We start from the raw sequence: 14,674 nt of genomic DNA, 5'->3' as shown, positions 1-14,674 counted from the left end.
CGGTGGCGGCGTACTCAGGACAGTTCATCACGCCCGGCCGCTTCGCCGGCAAAGTGGCCGTGGTCACCGGCGCGGCCCAGGGAATCGGGCAGAAGGTCGCGGAGCGGATCGGGGCTGAAGGAGGCTCGGTGGTCCTGGTTGACCGCGCCGACATTGTGCAGGACGTTGCCAAGGGAATCCAGGAAGCCGCCCAGGAGTCTGGATGCGGCGGTTCAGCCAGCTCCGTCACGGCGGACCTGGAAAGCTTCGCCGGAGCAGAACAGGCAGTGAACGCCGCCTTGGCCCTCCACGGAAGGGTTGACGTGCTCGTCAATAACGTGGGAGGAACCATTTGGGCCCGCCCTTTCGAAGAATACGACGAGGAGAAGATTGAGCGGGAGATCCGCCGTTCGCTGTTCCCCACCCTGTGGTCCTGCCGCGCCGTCCTCCCGGCGATGCTCGCCCAGGAATCGGGCACCATCGTGAACGTCTCCTCAGTGGCCACCCGCGGAATGCACCGCGTCCCCTACGCCGCAGCGAAGGGCGGTGTCAACGCCCTGACCCAGTCCCTGGCCATGGAGGTTGCCGGGCGCGGCATCCGCGTCGTTGCTACCGCCCCGGGCGGCACCGAAGCTCCGCCACGAAAGGTCAAGCGCGGACCGGAAGCCGAGTCAGCTACCGAAAAGGCGTGGCACCAGGCCATTGTGGACCAGACCGTTGAATCATCCTTTTTGAAGCGGTACGGCACACTGGACGAACAAGCTGCGCCCATCGTATTCCTGGCCTCCGACGAAGCATCGTATGTCACTGGCAGCATCCTTCCGGTGGCAGGCGGAGATCTGGGCTGAGCCCGCTGTGACTGAAACCCGCTGGTGTGGCCGCGACGCGCGGTCGAGTAAGGTTGCCAGCATGATTCCGGGCCACCACCACGGCAACCCCGAGGAGAACCTGGCGCTGCTCGGCCATGCCGAGGTCTTCGAGGAGTTACTGGAGACGCTGCGCACTGTGCGTAAAGGCAACGTGCGTACGGTGGTACTCAGCGGCCCCCGGGGATCCGGGAAGACGGCGGTGCTGGACCTATTCCTGGAGCACTGCCGGGGCGTCGCGCGTGGCGTGCGGGTGCTGTCCGCCACGGGCGATGAATGGGAAGCGCAGCTCCCGCTCGCCGGCTACTCCCAGCTCATGGTCACCCCGCCGCTGCGCTCGGCGAAGGACCCTGGCAGAGGAAACGGCCGTTCCGCGGACCTGGGCGGCATACTCAACCCCTCCCAGGCCGCCAACTATGCGTCCACTCTTGGTGCACACCTCGACGGGCTTCAATTGCACGGGAGCGTGGTGGTTGCCGTTGATGACGTTCAGCATCTGGACGCAGAAACTCTCCACGTCCTCGTCTTCGTCATGCGCCGGCTGCGCAGCAAAAGAGTCCTGTTCGTGGTCACCCTGGATCCCGCTCAGGCCCGGCTGGTGCCAGGCGGCGTGTTGGCCTTCCTCACCGGGCATCAGGTGTCCCGTCTTCCACTGGATCCGCTCTCACCGCAGCGGGTCCAGGAGCTCGCACGACGGTGGTTTCGCATCGACCTGAACGCGACGGCCGCCCACGAGATCGTGCGGCATACCGGGGGATGGCCGCAGCCGGTTGTCGAACTTCTGGGCGAGCTTCCACCGGAAACCTGGCAGACATGGTTCTCGTCCTTGCCTCCGAGTTCACGCGTGCGGGCCCAGGTGCGTAGCCTCCTCGCTGCCGCGTCCCCCGACCTGGTAGCTGTGGCTGAGGCCACTTCCGTGCTCGGCCGCAATGCCGGGGTGGCTGAGGTTGCCCGTGTCAGCGGGGTCGAATACGTGATGGATGCCCTCGACGAGGGCCACAGAGCCGGACTGCTGGGCTTGTCAGTGGACCAGGCCCACTCGCTGGTGAAATTCTTCGAAGCGGGAACGACCGAGTCCGTCTACGAGCAAATTGCACCCAGCCAGCGCATGCGCCTGCACCGCAGGGCTGCGGACTCGGTGCAGAATGAGGGCGACCGCCTGGGTCACCGGGTGTCGGCTACCCCGGGACCAGACGAGGCCTTGGCCTCGGCGCTTGAGGAGTACGCCCGGCAACAGGCCCTCGTAGGTGCCTGGCACGATGTCTCGACCGCGCTTTTTTCCGCGTCCAGGCTCTCCGGTGACATCCGGGTCGGCAACGATCGCCAGCTGAGAGCAGTAGATGCCCTCGTGGGGTCCGGCAACATTGCCCAGGCCCAAATGTGGGCCGCCGCAGTCGACGCCATGGCACCCTCGCCACTGCGTTCCTCCGTTCTTGGCTACCTCTCCACTGCGTCTGGACAGAACCACAGCGCCCAAACCCAATTGGAAATGGCCTGGCGGACAAGCAACCCGCAACAGGACCCCACCGCCGCCGCCCAAGTGGCCCAACGCCTGGTCCTGCACGGGGTGGCCTCCTGGGATGGCCCTGTCATCACCCGTTGGGCGGAGCAAGCCATGTCACTGACAACGGCGGGTACCCCCGCACACATCGAATCCGAAGCCATTTATGGGCTGGGACTTTACGCCCAAGGCAGGCTGGCTGAAGCCGAGGCCTCCTATCGGCAGGCTTTCGAACACGCTTCCGAAAACGCGCAAAAGCAACGCGTGCAGATGGGAGCCGGATGGCTGGCCCTGCGGCTGGATGACGCAGAGACAGCGCTTGTAAATTTCGAAGCCGCCGCCCCGACTGAGTTCCGCGGTGGCTCGTTGCGGATCTCGCTGTGGGCAGAGGCGTGGTTGGCCCGCACCCAACTTGTGCTCGGCAACTGGGACGCGGCCGCAGCCACGGTTGCACGCGCCTCGGTGCGGCTCGAGACCTCCCGGATGCCGCTGATCCGCCCCTTGCTGTATTGGACCGCCGCCGAACTGTGGTCCATGCGTGGGGATTGGGACCGTGCACGGTACTACGTCTCCCAAGCGGCGGTGCAGCCGGGCACCTATCGCGCCATGCAAGTTCCTGCCAGCCTGGCCCGGGCACGCTTCCATGAGGCACGGGCGGACTACGAAAGCGCATTGGCTGTGCTGCAGCCGCTGACGGAGTTGGACCCCTGGACAGAGAACAGGGTGTCGTTTTGGCCGTGGCAGGACTCTTACGTCAACGCCTTGGTCATGACCGACCAGTTGGATACGGCCGATGCTTTCCTTACCGCCTTCGAGCAGGTGCCGCGGGAGCGGGCCGTGCCGTCAGATCTGGCAAGAATGGCGTGGGCGCGGGGCCGGCTCGTTGCCGCGCAGGGGGATCCAGACATAGCCCGGGAGCATTTCGAGACGGCGCTGGGGCATCTGCGGGGGCTCAACCGGCCATATTTGCGGGCCCGGGTGAGCTTTGCCTTCGGGCAAAGCATGCGACGTGCCGGAAAGAGGCGCTTGGCGTCTTCCGTGCTGCGCGTAGCCAGGGACCTTTATGATTCCCTGGGTGCTGCGACGTACGTCGCCAGATGCGATCGGGAGCTGAAGGCGACCGGCCTTGACGTGGGCAACATGCCCGATCCATCTGACGCCGTGCTCGTTGCCGTGACTGGACCGCAGGTCCAGCTCACGGCCCAGGAGCAGTCAGTGGCGGAACTCGTGGCGGCAGGGGCTACCAACAAAGAGGCTGCCCGTGCACTGTTCCTGGCCGACAAGACTGTCCAGTACCACCTGACCCGCATCTATGGGAAGTTCGGGATTCGCTCCCGCAGCGAACTGGCCGCACGTTTCCGCCCCACGGACTGAAGCGCGGGCCATCTGGCATCGGACCGGTCCGTCCCCGTATCAGGATCCTGGAGGACTGGGAGTGCGGTTGGGCAGGTCTTTGGTCGCGGTGCCCACGACATCCAGGAAGCTTTGGAGCAGTGATGACCGGTCCTCACGCCGCCACGCCACGGCAAGCTCCACCTCGGGGGCCTGTTCGATATCGCGGTAGACGACGCCCTCAAGCTGCAGGGCACGGACGCTCGCAGGAAGGATGGCAACGCCACTACCGGCAGCCACGAATGAGAGCATCGTGGACGTCTCACTGATGATTTGGGAGATGCGTGGCTGGAAGCCTGCCTCGCGGCAAAGACCTGCGGTGGTCCGGTAAAGCACCGACTCCGGCGGGTAGGAGATAAATTCCTGGTCCTGGAGTTCGTGCACGGCCACCGGCCGGTCCATAGCCAGGGCGCTGAAGGACGGTAACGCCACGATGAGCGCCTCGCGCGTCACGATGCGGTAATCGATGTCCTGGGAGGCGATGGGCGGCCGCAACAGGGCCGCATCCAAGGTGCCATCCCGCAGGCCGGCCTCCATGGCCGGGGTGAGCATCTCGCCATGCAGATTCAGCAACAGCCCGGGGAGTACCTGCTTGGCAAGTCGAACGATCGGTGGCATCACACCGTAGGTTGCTGAGCCGGAGAAGCCCACGCGCAGAACACCGGATGCGCCTTGCCCGACCTGATACACGTCAGCCCGGAGTGTTCCGACCGCATTGACGATCTGCCGGCCCCGGTCCAGCAGCGCCTGCCCGGCGGCTGTGAGTTCCACCCTGCGCGTGGTGCGGTTCAGCAGGCGCACACCCAGTTGCTCTTCCAGCTGCCGGATTTGCTGGGACAAAGGTGGCTGGGCCATATGCAGGCGTTTGGCGGCACGGCCGAAATGGCGCTCCTCGGCAACGGCAATAAAGTAGTTCAGCTGCCTGATCTCCATTGGTTGTGCCGTCCCTCCGTGTGGCGCCTCCGGTCAGGCGCCAAAACCGCATTGATTCAGAAATCAAGTATAAAGCCCACCACTCTTGTCTGCGTCAGACATAATGGCTTGGCTTGGCTCGGCTTACTGGCCGACTGCGGCGGGCCGGGTGCCCAGGTCTGGCCTGGGCACCCTCTCACTAGATCCCGGCTCATTCAAGGCAGCGGCCGGATGCGCTGGGTCAAAGGCGCGCCGGGGGAGTGGCGATGCTGAGGTCCTCTTCCACGGAGTGTTCAACGATTTCCTCGGCCCTGTGCTCGGCTTCTTCCAGCTTGCGCTGACGGGGGACCAAGACCGTGACAATTGCACCCAGCAGGGCGACGCCGCCGTAGATGTAGAAAGCGGTGGCTCCGCCGATTCCCGCCGCTGCCAGCCAGCCGCCGATGATTGGTCCGAGAATGCCGCCCAGGCGGCCCACGCTGGCACACCAGGCCACACCGGCTGCCCGGGCGTTGGTGGTGAAGTAGTTGGACTGGAAACCGTAAACCAGCACCTGGGTGCCGAGGGTGCCCACTCCGGCGATGGCGATGCACAGGAACAACATCGGCAGGGGGAAGCCGAACGTCATCAGCACCAGGGTGATCGTGGCCAGCACGAAGGTGCTGGCTATGACCCGCTGGGGACCGGCCTTGTCGGCGTAGCGCGAGAGAAGCAAACCTCCCGCCACGGCGCCGAGGTTCAACGCCAGGGGGAAGAATAGGGCGTATGTCCGCCCGTAGCCGTATCCCTCCATGATTTTCGGCAGCCACGTGTTCAAGCCGTAGGTCAGCAGCAGGCCGGAGAAGGACATTAAGCCCAGAAGTACGGAAGCCACTGCGAATTGTTTGGAAAACACGGCCGCGAAGCCAGTCGTCTGTGGGGCTGCGCCAATCTGCCGAATGACCTGTTCTTCAATGAGCGGAACGCCGGTCCGCTGCGAAGCAGCCAGGGCCTCATCCTCGCGGCCGCGGGCCAGCAGCCATCGGGGGGACTCCGGCAGCTTGAACCAGGCGATGGGCAGGAGTAGGACGAGGGGAAGGGCGCCGATCATGAACAGTCCGCGCCATCCAATGTTATTGAGGAGCAGAATGCCCATGACGGAGGCGAACACGCCGCCAGCGGGGACACCAGAGTAGACGATCGCGTTGTAGAACTGTCGCCGGCCGGCTGGCGCGAACTCTGCCATGGTGGCGCCTGCGGTGGCGATGACGACGCCGAGACCCACCCCGGTGATGAAACGCATAGCCCCGAAGGACATCACGGTTGTGGTCAGCGCAGTGACGAACATCCCCACCGAGAACCAGGCGATACCCAGGAGCATGAGTCGGCGGCGGCCGAAGAAGTCGCCGACCGCGCCGCAGATCAATGATCCGACCAGCACACCAACCAGCGCCCACGAGCCCAAGAGGCCAGCAGCAGCGGCATCGAAGGCGCCAATCTGGCTTGGGTCGGCGAGCAGTCCCGGCAGGACGGTGCCGTATACGACAAGGTCGTAGCCATCGAATAAAAGTGCGGTGCAGATGACGAAGGCCACCCAGTTTGCGGTGCGCGCCTCTTTGCGCGGGTCTTCGGCGATGACGGTGTGGAGCGTAGCCATATGCCTGTCCTCTCTGACGGAGCATGGATGGAGTGCCGTGGGGGTGAACCTGTGTCCCTTGGCTTGGTCCAGTGTCGCAGAGGTGTGACGCCCGCCATATGAGGTAAATACCCGGGGTTGGGCCGGGGTGCGATCCATACTTTTCAGATATCAATCAGAAGCGGCTAGGCGTATCTTGGAAAAAGTAGCAGCTAGTGCCGGTAAAGGAATGCGCCTACAGTGCGGATGCGTGAGACCTTTGGTGGGCATCATCAACGCCAACGACGAAGCCCACGCACTGGAATTGGCTTGGCCAACGCCACCGACTTCGGACTTTCCAGTTCCGTGTTCACCCAGGACCTCGATCGCGGCGTGCAGTTCGGCCTCGGCATCAGGGCCGGCATGACGCATATCAATGAGATGCCGGTCCACGACGAATCGCACGTACCTTTCGGCGGCGAAGGTAACTCCGGACTGGGCCGGTTCTACGGCGACTGGGCCATTGCTGAATTCACCACCGACAACACGGTCGGAGTCAAGCGCCTCTAATGCCGGTTGCCCCGCCGATTTACGCTTATGCGTGCATCGGCGGGGCACTTCCGTTTCCATCGTGCCGCCATCAGCCACCAGCCATCACGAACCGTATGGATCGGTACGATTTCAGTATGAATTAGCGGCCCGGATTGCCAGCCGGCATCCAAGCCAATGGATAAGGTGAATTCATGATCAATCCCGCACACCTGCACTCGGACCTGTCTCGCCTCGGCCGGGAGACCGACATGTTCATGGCCACCGTAGAGTCTCTGTCCGACGACGAAATGGCCGCTCCGTCCTTGTGCAGGGATTGGACCCGGGCAGATGTCATCGCCCACATCGCCTCAAACGGCAAGGCCTTGGTCAAGCTCATTGACTGGGCAACCTCCGGCGAAGAGCAAGAACTTTATGCCTCGCAGGAGGCCCGCGCCCGGGAGATAGCCGAGCTGGCAAGTCTGCCCCGCCAGGAACTGCTGGGCAAAGTCCGCCAGTCCTCCACCTATTTCGCCGAACAGGCCCTTCGGCTGGGCGGGGAGATCGCCGTCGAGGAGGTGCATTTGCACGGCAAGCAGATTCCCGCAACGTCCATTGTGGCGTTGCGTATCGCCGAGGTCGTGGTGCACCATCACGACCTCGACACCGCCTGGACCATAGAGGAAGCCGACCCGGACTCGGTACTCAACGCCTTGGAAGCCGCCGTGCGCACCATGCGCGCCCAAGGGGCACCGGGGATGACGCTCGTGACGGAGGAACGCGACGAGTGGGTGATCGGCGACGGCGCCCTGCGCGTCTCGTCCGACCGCGAGGGATTGCTCGAATGGCTGGCCCGCGGTGTCACTGACAACGTAGAGGCTGACGGCCCTCTGCCCGTACTGCCGTCCTGGTAAGCGCCGTCTCCTGCGGGCCCATCTTCAGCTCGTTTCCGGTGGGGTCAACCGCCGGCAGCGGGCCGCGGATTGTGCTACCGGATCGGCGCGGCCGCGAGTGTGGTCAGTGCGTTGAGCACGGGAGCAGAAACGCCTGACTGCTCGCCGACGAACAATTGCCCCGCCAATGTAGTCAGCTTCCGTGCGGCGCCGCGCCTCCCGATCCTGGAGCATTGAGGTCTTGTGCTCACCGGCGTTCGTGTAGGCATTCTCAAGAGCCGCATCGATTCGGTCCGCAGACAGGTGGACACCTTGGGTTTTTGCCACGGAAGTTGTCTCATCGACGACGCGGGCCACGAGTTCGCGGGCCGGGGTGCTTGCTCCAATTTGGCCTACGGTTTGTCCTGTGACGGCGCCTAGGGTGTTCAGGGCGGCGTTGAAGGCAAGCTTTTCCCAGATGGGTTCCTGGATAGTTTCCTCGGCGGAGGCATTCAGTCCTGCCTTGTTCAGGATATCCACTAGCCTTTGGAGGAACGGCTCTTGGGCGCCGGTCCAGGTGCCTACCCGCACCTTGCCGCCGGGTCCAGTGATGATGCGGCCCGGCTGTTCAAGATCAGCGGGAAAGTCAGTAATTCCGGCCAAGGTGCGCTGAGGCGTGAAGGCCCGCGCCAGGATGTCGGCATTTCCAAGGCCCTTTTGGAGCGTCAGGCCGAACGTTGTCCCGGAAATCAGATGCCGAACGGAAGCGACAGCAGCCTCGGTGTGAAAGCTCTTGGTGAAGACGACGATGAGCTCGAGCGTTTCAGTGAAGTCCGCCGTTCCTGCCCTGGCAGGTCCTGGTACAACCGAAAACGGCCCAACGCCAGAGCAGGCCACCGACCCCCCGGGCGGCAGCCCTCACCGCCCACCAGACCCTCGATCAGGAATCCCTGGCGCGTAACCGAAATACAACGACGAAACTGTCTCAAGAACTTGACGTGCGCACAAGCGGGTCCGAATCGATTCGCGGGAGACGAAGCTGGCCGGCTACCGGGCCCTCGTAGATGCCAGCGCCGACGACGAGACCGCGACCGCCGACGTCGACCCGGTCGCCGGCTGTGCGGTCACCGTGCGGCTGTGTTCCCGGAGGTTGCGAGGTCGATGCCACGGGTCTCCGGGAGGCCGAAGGTGGCGAAGAGGCTCACCAGGCTCACTCCGGCCAGAAGCAGCCCGATGGCCGGACTCCCCAGGCTGGCGCCGAGCGACGCCGCCACCAGTGGCGTGACGCCACCGCCGACCAGCGCTCCGAGATTGTAGGCCATTCCGGCACCTGTGTAGCGGTAGCGGGTGGCGAAGAGCTCCGGCAGGAAGGCGCCCACCGGACCGTAGATTCCGGCGACGATGAGCAGCGTGCCGGACAGCCCGACTGCAAACGACCAGGTGGTGCCGATATCGAGGATCGGGAAGAGCAGGAGCGACCAGGGGATCGCCACGACGCACGAGCCGACGATCACGGCTCGGCGGCCGATCCGGTCGGAGAGCATTGCGCTGCCAATAGTTCCGGCTGCGAAGAACATCGCGCCGACGATTCCCAGCGAGAGGATGGTGGGCCGGCTGTGGCCAAGACCCTCGGCACTTGTGCCATAGCTGCTGAGAAAGGCTGTGCCGATGTAGAAGAAGGCGAAGAGCATCATGGTGGAGGCGCCGCCCAAGAGGATCTGGCGTGGCTGGTTTCGCACCGACTCCCACACGGGCAGCTTGCGATGCCCAACCGGGACGGCGCTCGAGTCGCTGGCCTCCTTGAAGACCGGAGTCTCTTCGATCTTGAGGCGGATGTAGAGACCGATCATGACGAGCACGGCACTTCCGATGAACGGAATGCGCCAGCCGAACGTGAGGAATGCCTCCGACTTGTCGCCGAGTGACAGATTGATGATGAGGAAGGTTGCACTCGCGAGGGCGAAGCCAATCGACGGGCCCAGCTGGGGGAAGGCTGCGAAGAGGCCCCGGTGTTTGGGCGGGGCGTACTCGGCGGCCATCAGTGCCGCGCCGGCCCATTCGCCGCCGACAGCGAATCCCTGAAGAAAGCGGAGAACAACGAGGATGATCGGCGCGGCGATCCCGATGACGCTGGCGTCGGGCAGCAGCCCGATGGTGACGGTCGCGATGCCCATGATGAGCAGTGTGCTGACGAGCGTTTTCTTGCGCCCCAGCCTGTCACCGAAGTGGCCGAACAGGACGGCACCAAGGGGGCGCGAGACGAAGGCCACGGCAAAGGTTCCGAATGAGGCGAGAGTGCCGGCGGCCGGGCCGAGCGCCGGGAAGAAGACCGGGGGGAAGACGAGGGCCGCAGCCGTACCGTAGATGAGGAAGTCATAGAACTCGATGATGCTGCCCATCGAGCTGGCGACGGCGACCCTGGCCATCGAGGTGGGGCGCGGACCGGACCGGTTCGCAACCGGTGCGAGGCTTTCGAGCATGCGATATCTCCTTTGACATCGGTCGTCGAAACGAGGTTCGTTTCGACGCGAAGATGTCATCGTGCCAGCGCCGTGCGTTCGCCACCACCTCCCGATGGAGGTGTTTTCGCGCCACAGGTCAGGGCAAAAGGCGGAGCCTGCGCGCGGCCACCACGGCCTCCGCGCGGCTGTGCACGTCCAGTTTCGCCATGATCGACTGCATGTAGCTCTTCACGGTGACTGCCTTGAGCGAGAGCCGGTTGCCGGTTTCGGCATAGGAACAGCCGAGCGCCACTTGGGCGAGCACATCCGTCTCCCGTCGGGTGAGGTGCGGGACGCCGGTCGGCGCCGCGTCGGAGCCCTCGAGCCGTGCGGTCACGGCGAGGATGCGCTTGGCGAGTTCGGGATCAGTCGTGGTGCTGGCCACCGAGAGGAGCTCGGCATGCGCAAGCCGGACGGTCTCGATGAGGTCCCGTTCCGGTGGCTCCGCGGCCAGGCTTTGGACGACCCGGAGAATCGCGACCCGGTGGTCCACCTCGTCCCGAATGGCCAGTTCCCGCGAGATCCTCGAGGCGCCGGCGCTGAGTTCGGTCACCACGCACTCGCCGATCGATGTGCGCTCCCGCGTTGCCGCGTAGAGCACACACCGGGCACGGCCGTCCACGAGGATGGGGAGCGCCACCATGGTCCGCAGCCCCTCGATGCGTACGGCGTCGTCATGATGATGGGTGATGCTGTCGGAGTCAAAGTAATCGGCCACCCCGACGGTGCGCGCCTGGGACAGGGCCCGCCCGCCCACCCCCTCTCCGGGCTGCACGCTGAGGTTCTTCAGACCGTGCGTCGTAGTCCCGAAGAACTCGGTGATGGTGAGCTCGGTGCGGTTCACGAGGCCGGCGAAAAACACGGCTGAGCCAGTCCGGGCTGCGGTTTCCCGGATTGCCCGCTTCAGCAGGTCCCGGTCGCTCGGACGGTAGACGTCGTTGTCATGCCCTGTCATAGGGCCCTTCCCCGGTTAGATGGAGCAGTTGGACTCCAGCAGCTTGGACGTGCAGCTGGACGCAGCGGGCTAGACGGAGCGGCCGTCGAGCTTGTCCTGGATGCGACGCGCCAGCTCAGCAGTGGGTGTCGAGCGGGGAAAAACGGCAACAACCAGGTCGTCCCCGGCCGGGACGGATGCGGGGTCGCCCTGCGGCAGTACCCCGAACATACGGCGCACCGCCAACAGCTCGTGTTCCAGGTTCTGGAGGGAACCGCGGGAGGAGTCCAGCATCATTTCGCGCAGCACATAGTTATGGGTTGAGGTGACAGCTGCGGCGAACCGGATTGCATCAAGCGTTGATATGCCCGGCAGTGCCTGGCGAAGGTAGTCCGAGAAAAGCCGTTCATAGCGGGAGACCATGATTGTTTCCCGGTCCCGCAGCGCGGGCACCGCCTGCACCACGTGGTAGCGCTTTTGGGACAGCTTCCGGCGTTCGGAAAATTTCACGAAGACCAGCTCTGCGGCCTGGCACACAGCCTCCCACGGATCGGGATGGCTGGCTGCCAAGTAGACCGTCAGCTCAGCGAGCAGGGCTTCGTGGTCCGCAAAGATCACGTCTTCCTTGGCGCGGAACTGACGGAAGAAGGTGCTGCGGGAGATTCCGGCAGCGAGGGCAATATCGTCCACGCTGGTCGGGTCGTAGCCATTGTCGGTGAACAGATCCAGCGCGGCCTCGGCCACGCTGGAACGGAAATTAGCCACTGATGCCATCCCGGTACAGTAGCAGCGCGTCACCCTGTCCGCCGCCGCCACAAAGCGCGACGGCGGATTTGCCGGTGCCGCGCCGCATCAGCTCATGGACGGCCGAGACCACCAGCCGCGCTCCGGAGGCGCCGATCGGATGTCCGATGGCGATGGCACCGCCGTTGACGTTCACCTTGTCCAAACCGAGGCCCAGGGCCGCTGCGGAGTGCGCCACTACCGAGGCGAAGGCCTCGTTGATCTCCACGAAGTCAAGGTCCCCGGCCGTCCAGCCGGCGCGGGCCAGGGCCGCGGTGATTGCCTGTGCCGGCTTGTCCGGCAGTGTGGTGTCCGGCCCGGCGATCTGCCCGGCGGGCCCGACGACGGCCAGCACCTCGAGCCCGTGGGCATCGGCGTAGGCGCGGGTCACCAGCACGACGGCGGCGGCGCCGTCGCTCAGCGGCGAAGCATTTCCGGCGGTGACTGTTCCCTCCGCGGTGAAGGCCGGCTTCAGCCCGGCCAGCACCTCCTGCGTGGATTGCGGGCGTACGCCCTCGTCATCGCTTACCAGCACGGGCGCGCCGCGCTTCTGCGGCACCGAGACAGGGGTGATTTCGGCGCTGAATCTTCCCCCGTCCCGGGCCGAGGCCGCCCGCTGGTGGGACAGCGCCGCGATAGTGTCCTGCACCTCGCGGGAGAGCTGAAGGTCCGCGTTGGCGCGGTCCGTGCCAATGCCCATGAGCTCGTGGTCAAAGGCATCCGTGAGCCCATCGTGGCCGGCCGAGTCCACGGCCGTGATGCCGCCGTAGAGGTAGCCGGCGCGCGAGCCGGTGAGCAGGTGCGGCGCCTGGCTCATGGATTCCTGGCCGCCCGCGACCACCACATCCGCCTCGCCCAGTTTGAGCATCCTGACGCCCTGGATGATGGCACTCAGCCCGGAGAGGCAGACCTTGTTGACGGTGACGGCGGGGGCGCTGAGCGGTATTCCTGCCGCGACGGCGCTTTGGCGCGCGGGGTTCTGGCCGGCGCCGGCCGTCAGGACCTGGCCCACGATGACCGCATCGACAGCGGCCGGCCCAACCCCGGAGCGTTCCAGAGCCGCGACGATGGCCGCGGCGCCAAGCTGTACAGCGCTCCGTGAAGCCAGGTGGCCCATCAGTTTTCCCTGAGGGGTGCGGGCCGCGCCCACAACAACTATGTCCTGGCTGCTCATTTGGTGGGTTCCTTGCTGAGGGCTGGGGCGCTGAGGTCCAGGGCGCGTAGCCGCGACTTTAGGACCTTGCCGGTGGAGTTGTGGGGGAGCTCTTCGGGGAAAAGGATCCTGTCCGGAACCTTGAATCCTGAGAGCAGGCCCTTGACGTGCGAGCGGATTTCCTCGGCCGTGACCGAGCTGGAGCTGTTGCGGATGACAAAGGCCACCGGGCGTTCGCCCCATTTCTCGTGCGCGACGCCGATCACGGCCACGTTCAGCACCGCCGGGTGGCTCATAATGGCTTGCTCCACCTCGATAGTGGAGATGTTTTCTCCGCCGGAGATGATGATGTCCTTGGCCCGGTCCTTGAGCTGGATGTAGCCGTCGGGATGCATCACGCCGAGGTCGCCGGTATGGAACCAGCCGCCGCGGAAGGCATCGGCCGTGGCCTCGGGATCCTTGAAGTAACCGAGCATCACGTTGTTGCCACGCAGCACGATTTCGCCCAGCGTTGCGCCGTCGGCCGGGACATCGAGCATGTCCAGGTCCACGATGCGCGCCGTCTCGGCCTGCAGCATCCCCACCCCTTGGCGGGAGATCTTGACGGCCCTGTCCTGGGCGGAAAGATCATCCCACTCGGTTTGATGCTCACAGATCGTGTACGGGCCGTACACCTCGGTCAACCCATAAACGTGGACCACGCTGATCCCGATTGACTCCAGTGACGTGATGATCGCGGGCGACGGCGGCGCGCCCGCCGTCGTGATACGCAGCGGCACCTTCAGCTCGTGAGCCTGGGGTGCGCCGGCAATAATGCTGCACACCGTGGGGGCGCCGCAGAGGTTGGTGACTCCGAGAGTGTCGATGGCGTCCCAGACGGCGTCGGCGCGTACTGCCCGCAGGCAGATGTGGACGCCTGCGGCCGCCGTCACGGCCCAAGTGGTGCACCAACCGTTGCAGTGGAACATCGGAAGGGTCCAGAGGTAGCGCGTGTCGCCGGTGAAGTGATTGTGGAAGGTTTCCCCGAGCGAGTTCAGGTAGGCACCGCGATGCGAATACAGCACGCCCTTGGGCTTGCCCGTGGTGCCGGAGGTGTAGTTCAGCGTGATCGGGGCGCGTTCGTCCTCTACGCTCCACGGAAGATCTGCGTCCTGGTGTCTGGACGCGGCGAGGAAGTCCGGGTACTGCGTCGTACCCATGCCTGCCGGGACCTCCGGATACGGGATGGTGCTGTCAGGCACTTCGATCACCTCAGCCAGCTGTGTCAGGCCCAGATCCATTCCCGCCACTGTGGCCAGCAGTTCCGAATCGGCAAACAGCAGCCTGGCTTCGGAATGCTCCAGGATGTATTGGAGTTCCCGGGCGGACATCCGCGAGTTCAGGGCCACCAGAACGCCCCCGGCCAGGGGGACGGCGTAATGGGCAATCAGGAGTTCCGGCACATTAGGACACAGGAAGGCCACCCGGTCGCCGGGCTGGATCCTGCTCTTGATCGCTTTGGCCAGCCCCTGGGCTTCGGCGGCGAAGTCCCGATATGTATAGGAGCGGTCACCGTGGATGATCGCCGTCTTCTGTCCGAACACCTCGGCGGAGCGCTGCAGGAACCGCAGGGGGCTCAGCGGGGTTTCATTGGGAAGCTCAATTGTGGTCATGGCGAAT

The 14,674-nt window shown here is 64.9% G+C and carries 12 protein-coding genes; 4 read left to right on the top strand and 8 right to left on the bottom strand.

The genetic code is table 11. The features are described from left to right. Positions 1-2: 2 nt before the first annotated feature. Entirely contained in the window at positions 3-827 is an 825-nt protein-coding gene (gene benD / locus ACX80V_RS03850; protein ID WP_485842025.1) for a benzoate diol dehydrogenase BenD, read from the top strand. Continuing rightward, positions 781-3,720, top strand: a complete 2,940-nt coding sequence (locus tag ACX80V_RS03845; RefSeq protein ID WP_485842024.1) for an AAA family ATPase — start codon at positions 781-783, stop codon at positions 3,718-3,720. The genes benD and ACX80V_RS03845 overlap by 47 nt, the downstream gene beginning before the upstream one ends. A 39-nt stretch (positions 3,721-3,759) precedes the next feature. Here the strand turns inward: ACX80V_RS03845 and ACX80V_RS03840 are convergent, their stop codons facing one another. Both ACX80V_RS03840 and ACX80V_RS03835 read right to left on the bottom strand, forming a co-directional pair. Beyond that, positions 3,760-4,671, bottom strand: coding sequence for a LysR substrate-binding domain-containing protein (locus ACX80V_RS03840; protein ID WP_485842023.1), 912 nt, complete (start codon positions 4,669-4,671; stop codon positions 3,760-3,762). Positions 4,672-4,891: 220 nt separating this feature from the next. Beyond that, on the bottom strand, positions 4,892-6,286 hold the full coding sequence (locus ACX80V_RS03835) for an MFS transporter (protein ID WP_485842022.1): 1,395 nt from the start codon (positions 6,284-6,286) through the stop codon (positions 4,892-4,894). Positions 6,287-6,574: 288 nt separating this feature from the next. Here ACX80V_RS03835 and ACX80V_RS03830 point away from each other — a divergent pair, with 288 nt between their 5' ends. Continuing rightward, positions 6,575-6,814: an aldehyde dehydrogenase family protein gene (locus tag ACX80V_RS03830; protein WP_485842021.1), complete on the top strand. Its 240-nt coding sequence runs from the start codon at positions 6,575-6,577 to the stop codon at positions 6,812-6,814. Positions 6,815-6,987: 173 nt separating this feature from the next. Next, positions 6,988-7,686, top strand: coding sequence for a maleylpyruvate isomerase family mycothiol-dependent enzyme (locus tag ACX80V_RS03825; RefSeq protein ID WP_485842020.1), 699 nt, complete (start codon positions 6,988-6,990; stop codon positions 7,684-7,686). Between the two features lie 24 nt (positions 7,687-7,710). Here ACX80V_RS03825 and ACX80V_RS03820 read toward each other — a convergent pair whose 3' ends face one another. From ACX80V_RS03820 to ACX80V_RS03795, 6 genes are all read right to left on the bottom strand, one after another. Further along, positions 7,711-8,541, bottom strand: coding sequence for a ketopantoate reductase family protein (locus ACX80V_RS03820; RefSeq protein WP_485842019.1), 831 nt, complete (start codon positions 8,539-8,541; stop codon positions 7,711-7,713). 227 nt (positions 8,542-8,768) lie between these two features. Beyond that, the gene (locus tag ACX80V_RS03815) at positions 8,769-10,124 is read right to left on the bottom strand and encodes an MFS transporter (protein WP_485842018.1); all 1,356 of its coding nucleotides are present in this window, start codon (positions 10,122-10,124) and stop codon (positions 8,769-8,771) included. 118 nt (positions 10,125-10,242) lie between these two features. Further along, a complete protein-coding gene (locus ACX80V_RS03810) occupies positions 10,243-11,100 on the bottom strand; it encodes a helix-turn-helix transcriptional regulator (RefSeq protein ID WP_485842017.1) in 858 nt (285 codons plus the stop codon). 69 nt (positions 11,101-11,169) lie between these two features. Further along, positions 11,170-11,853, bottom strand: a complete 684-nt coding sequence (locus tag ACX80V_RS03805; protein WP_485842016.1) for a TetR/AcrR family transcriptional regulator — start codon at positions 11,851-11,853, stop codon at positions 11,170-11,172. Next, entirely contained in the window at positions 11,837-13,036 is a 1,200-nt protein-coding gene (locus tag ACX80V_RS03800; RefSeq protein ID WP_485842015.1) for an acetyl-CoA C-acetyltransferase, read from the bottom strand. The genes ACX80V_RS03805 and ACX80V_RS03800 overlap by 17 nt, the downstream gene beginning before the upstream one ends. Continuing rightward, positions 13,033-14,667, bottom strand: coding sequence for an AMP-binding protein (locus ACX80V_RS03795; RefSeq protein ID WP_485842014.1), 1,635 nt, complete (start codon positions 14,665-14,667; stop codon positions 13,033-13,035). Before ACX80V_RS03795 ends, ACX80V_RS03800 begins: the two co-directional genes overlap by 4 nt. Positions 14,668-14,674 lie beyond the last annotated feature (7 nt).

It is taken from the genome of Pseudarthrobacter arbutini, assembly GCF_054510915.1.
The sequence above is the reverse complement of the archived record's forward strand: the minus strand, read 5'-3'. Positions and strand labels throughout refer to the sequence as shown.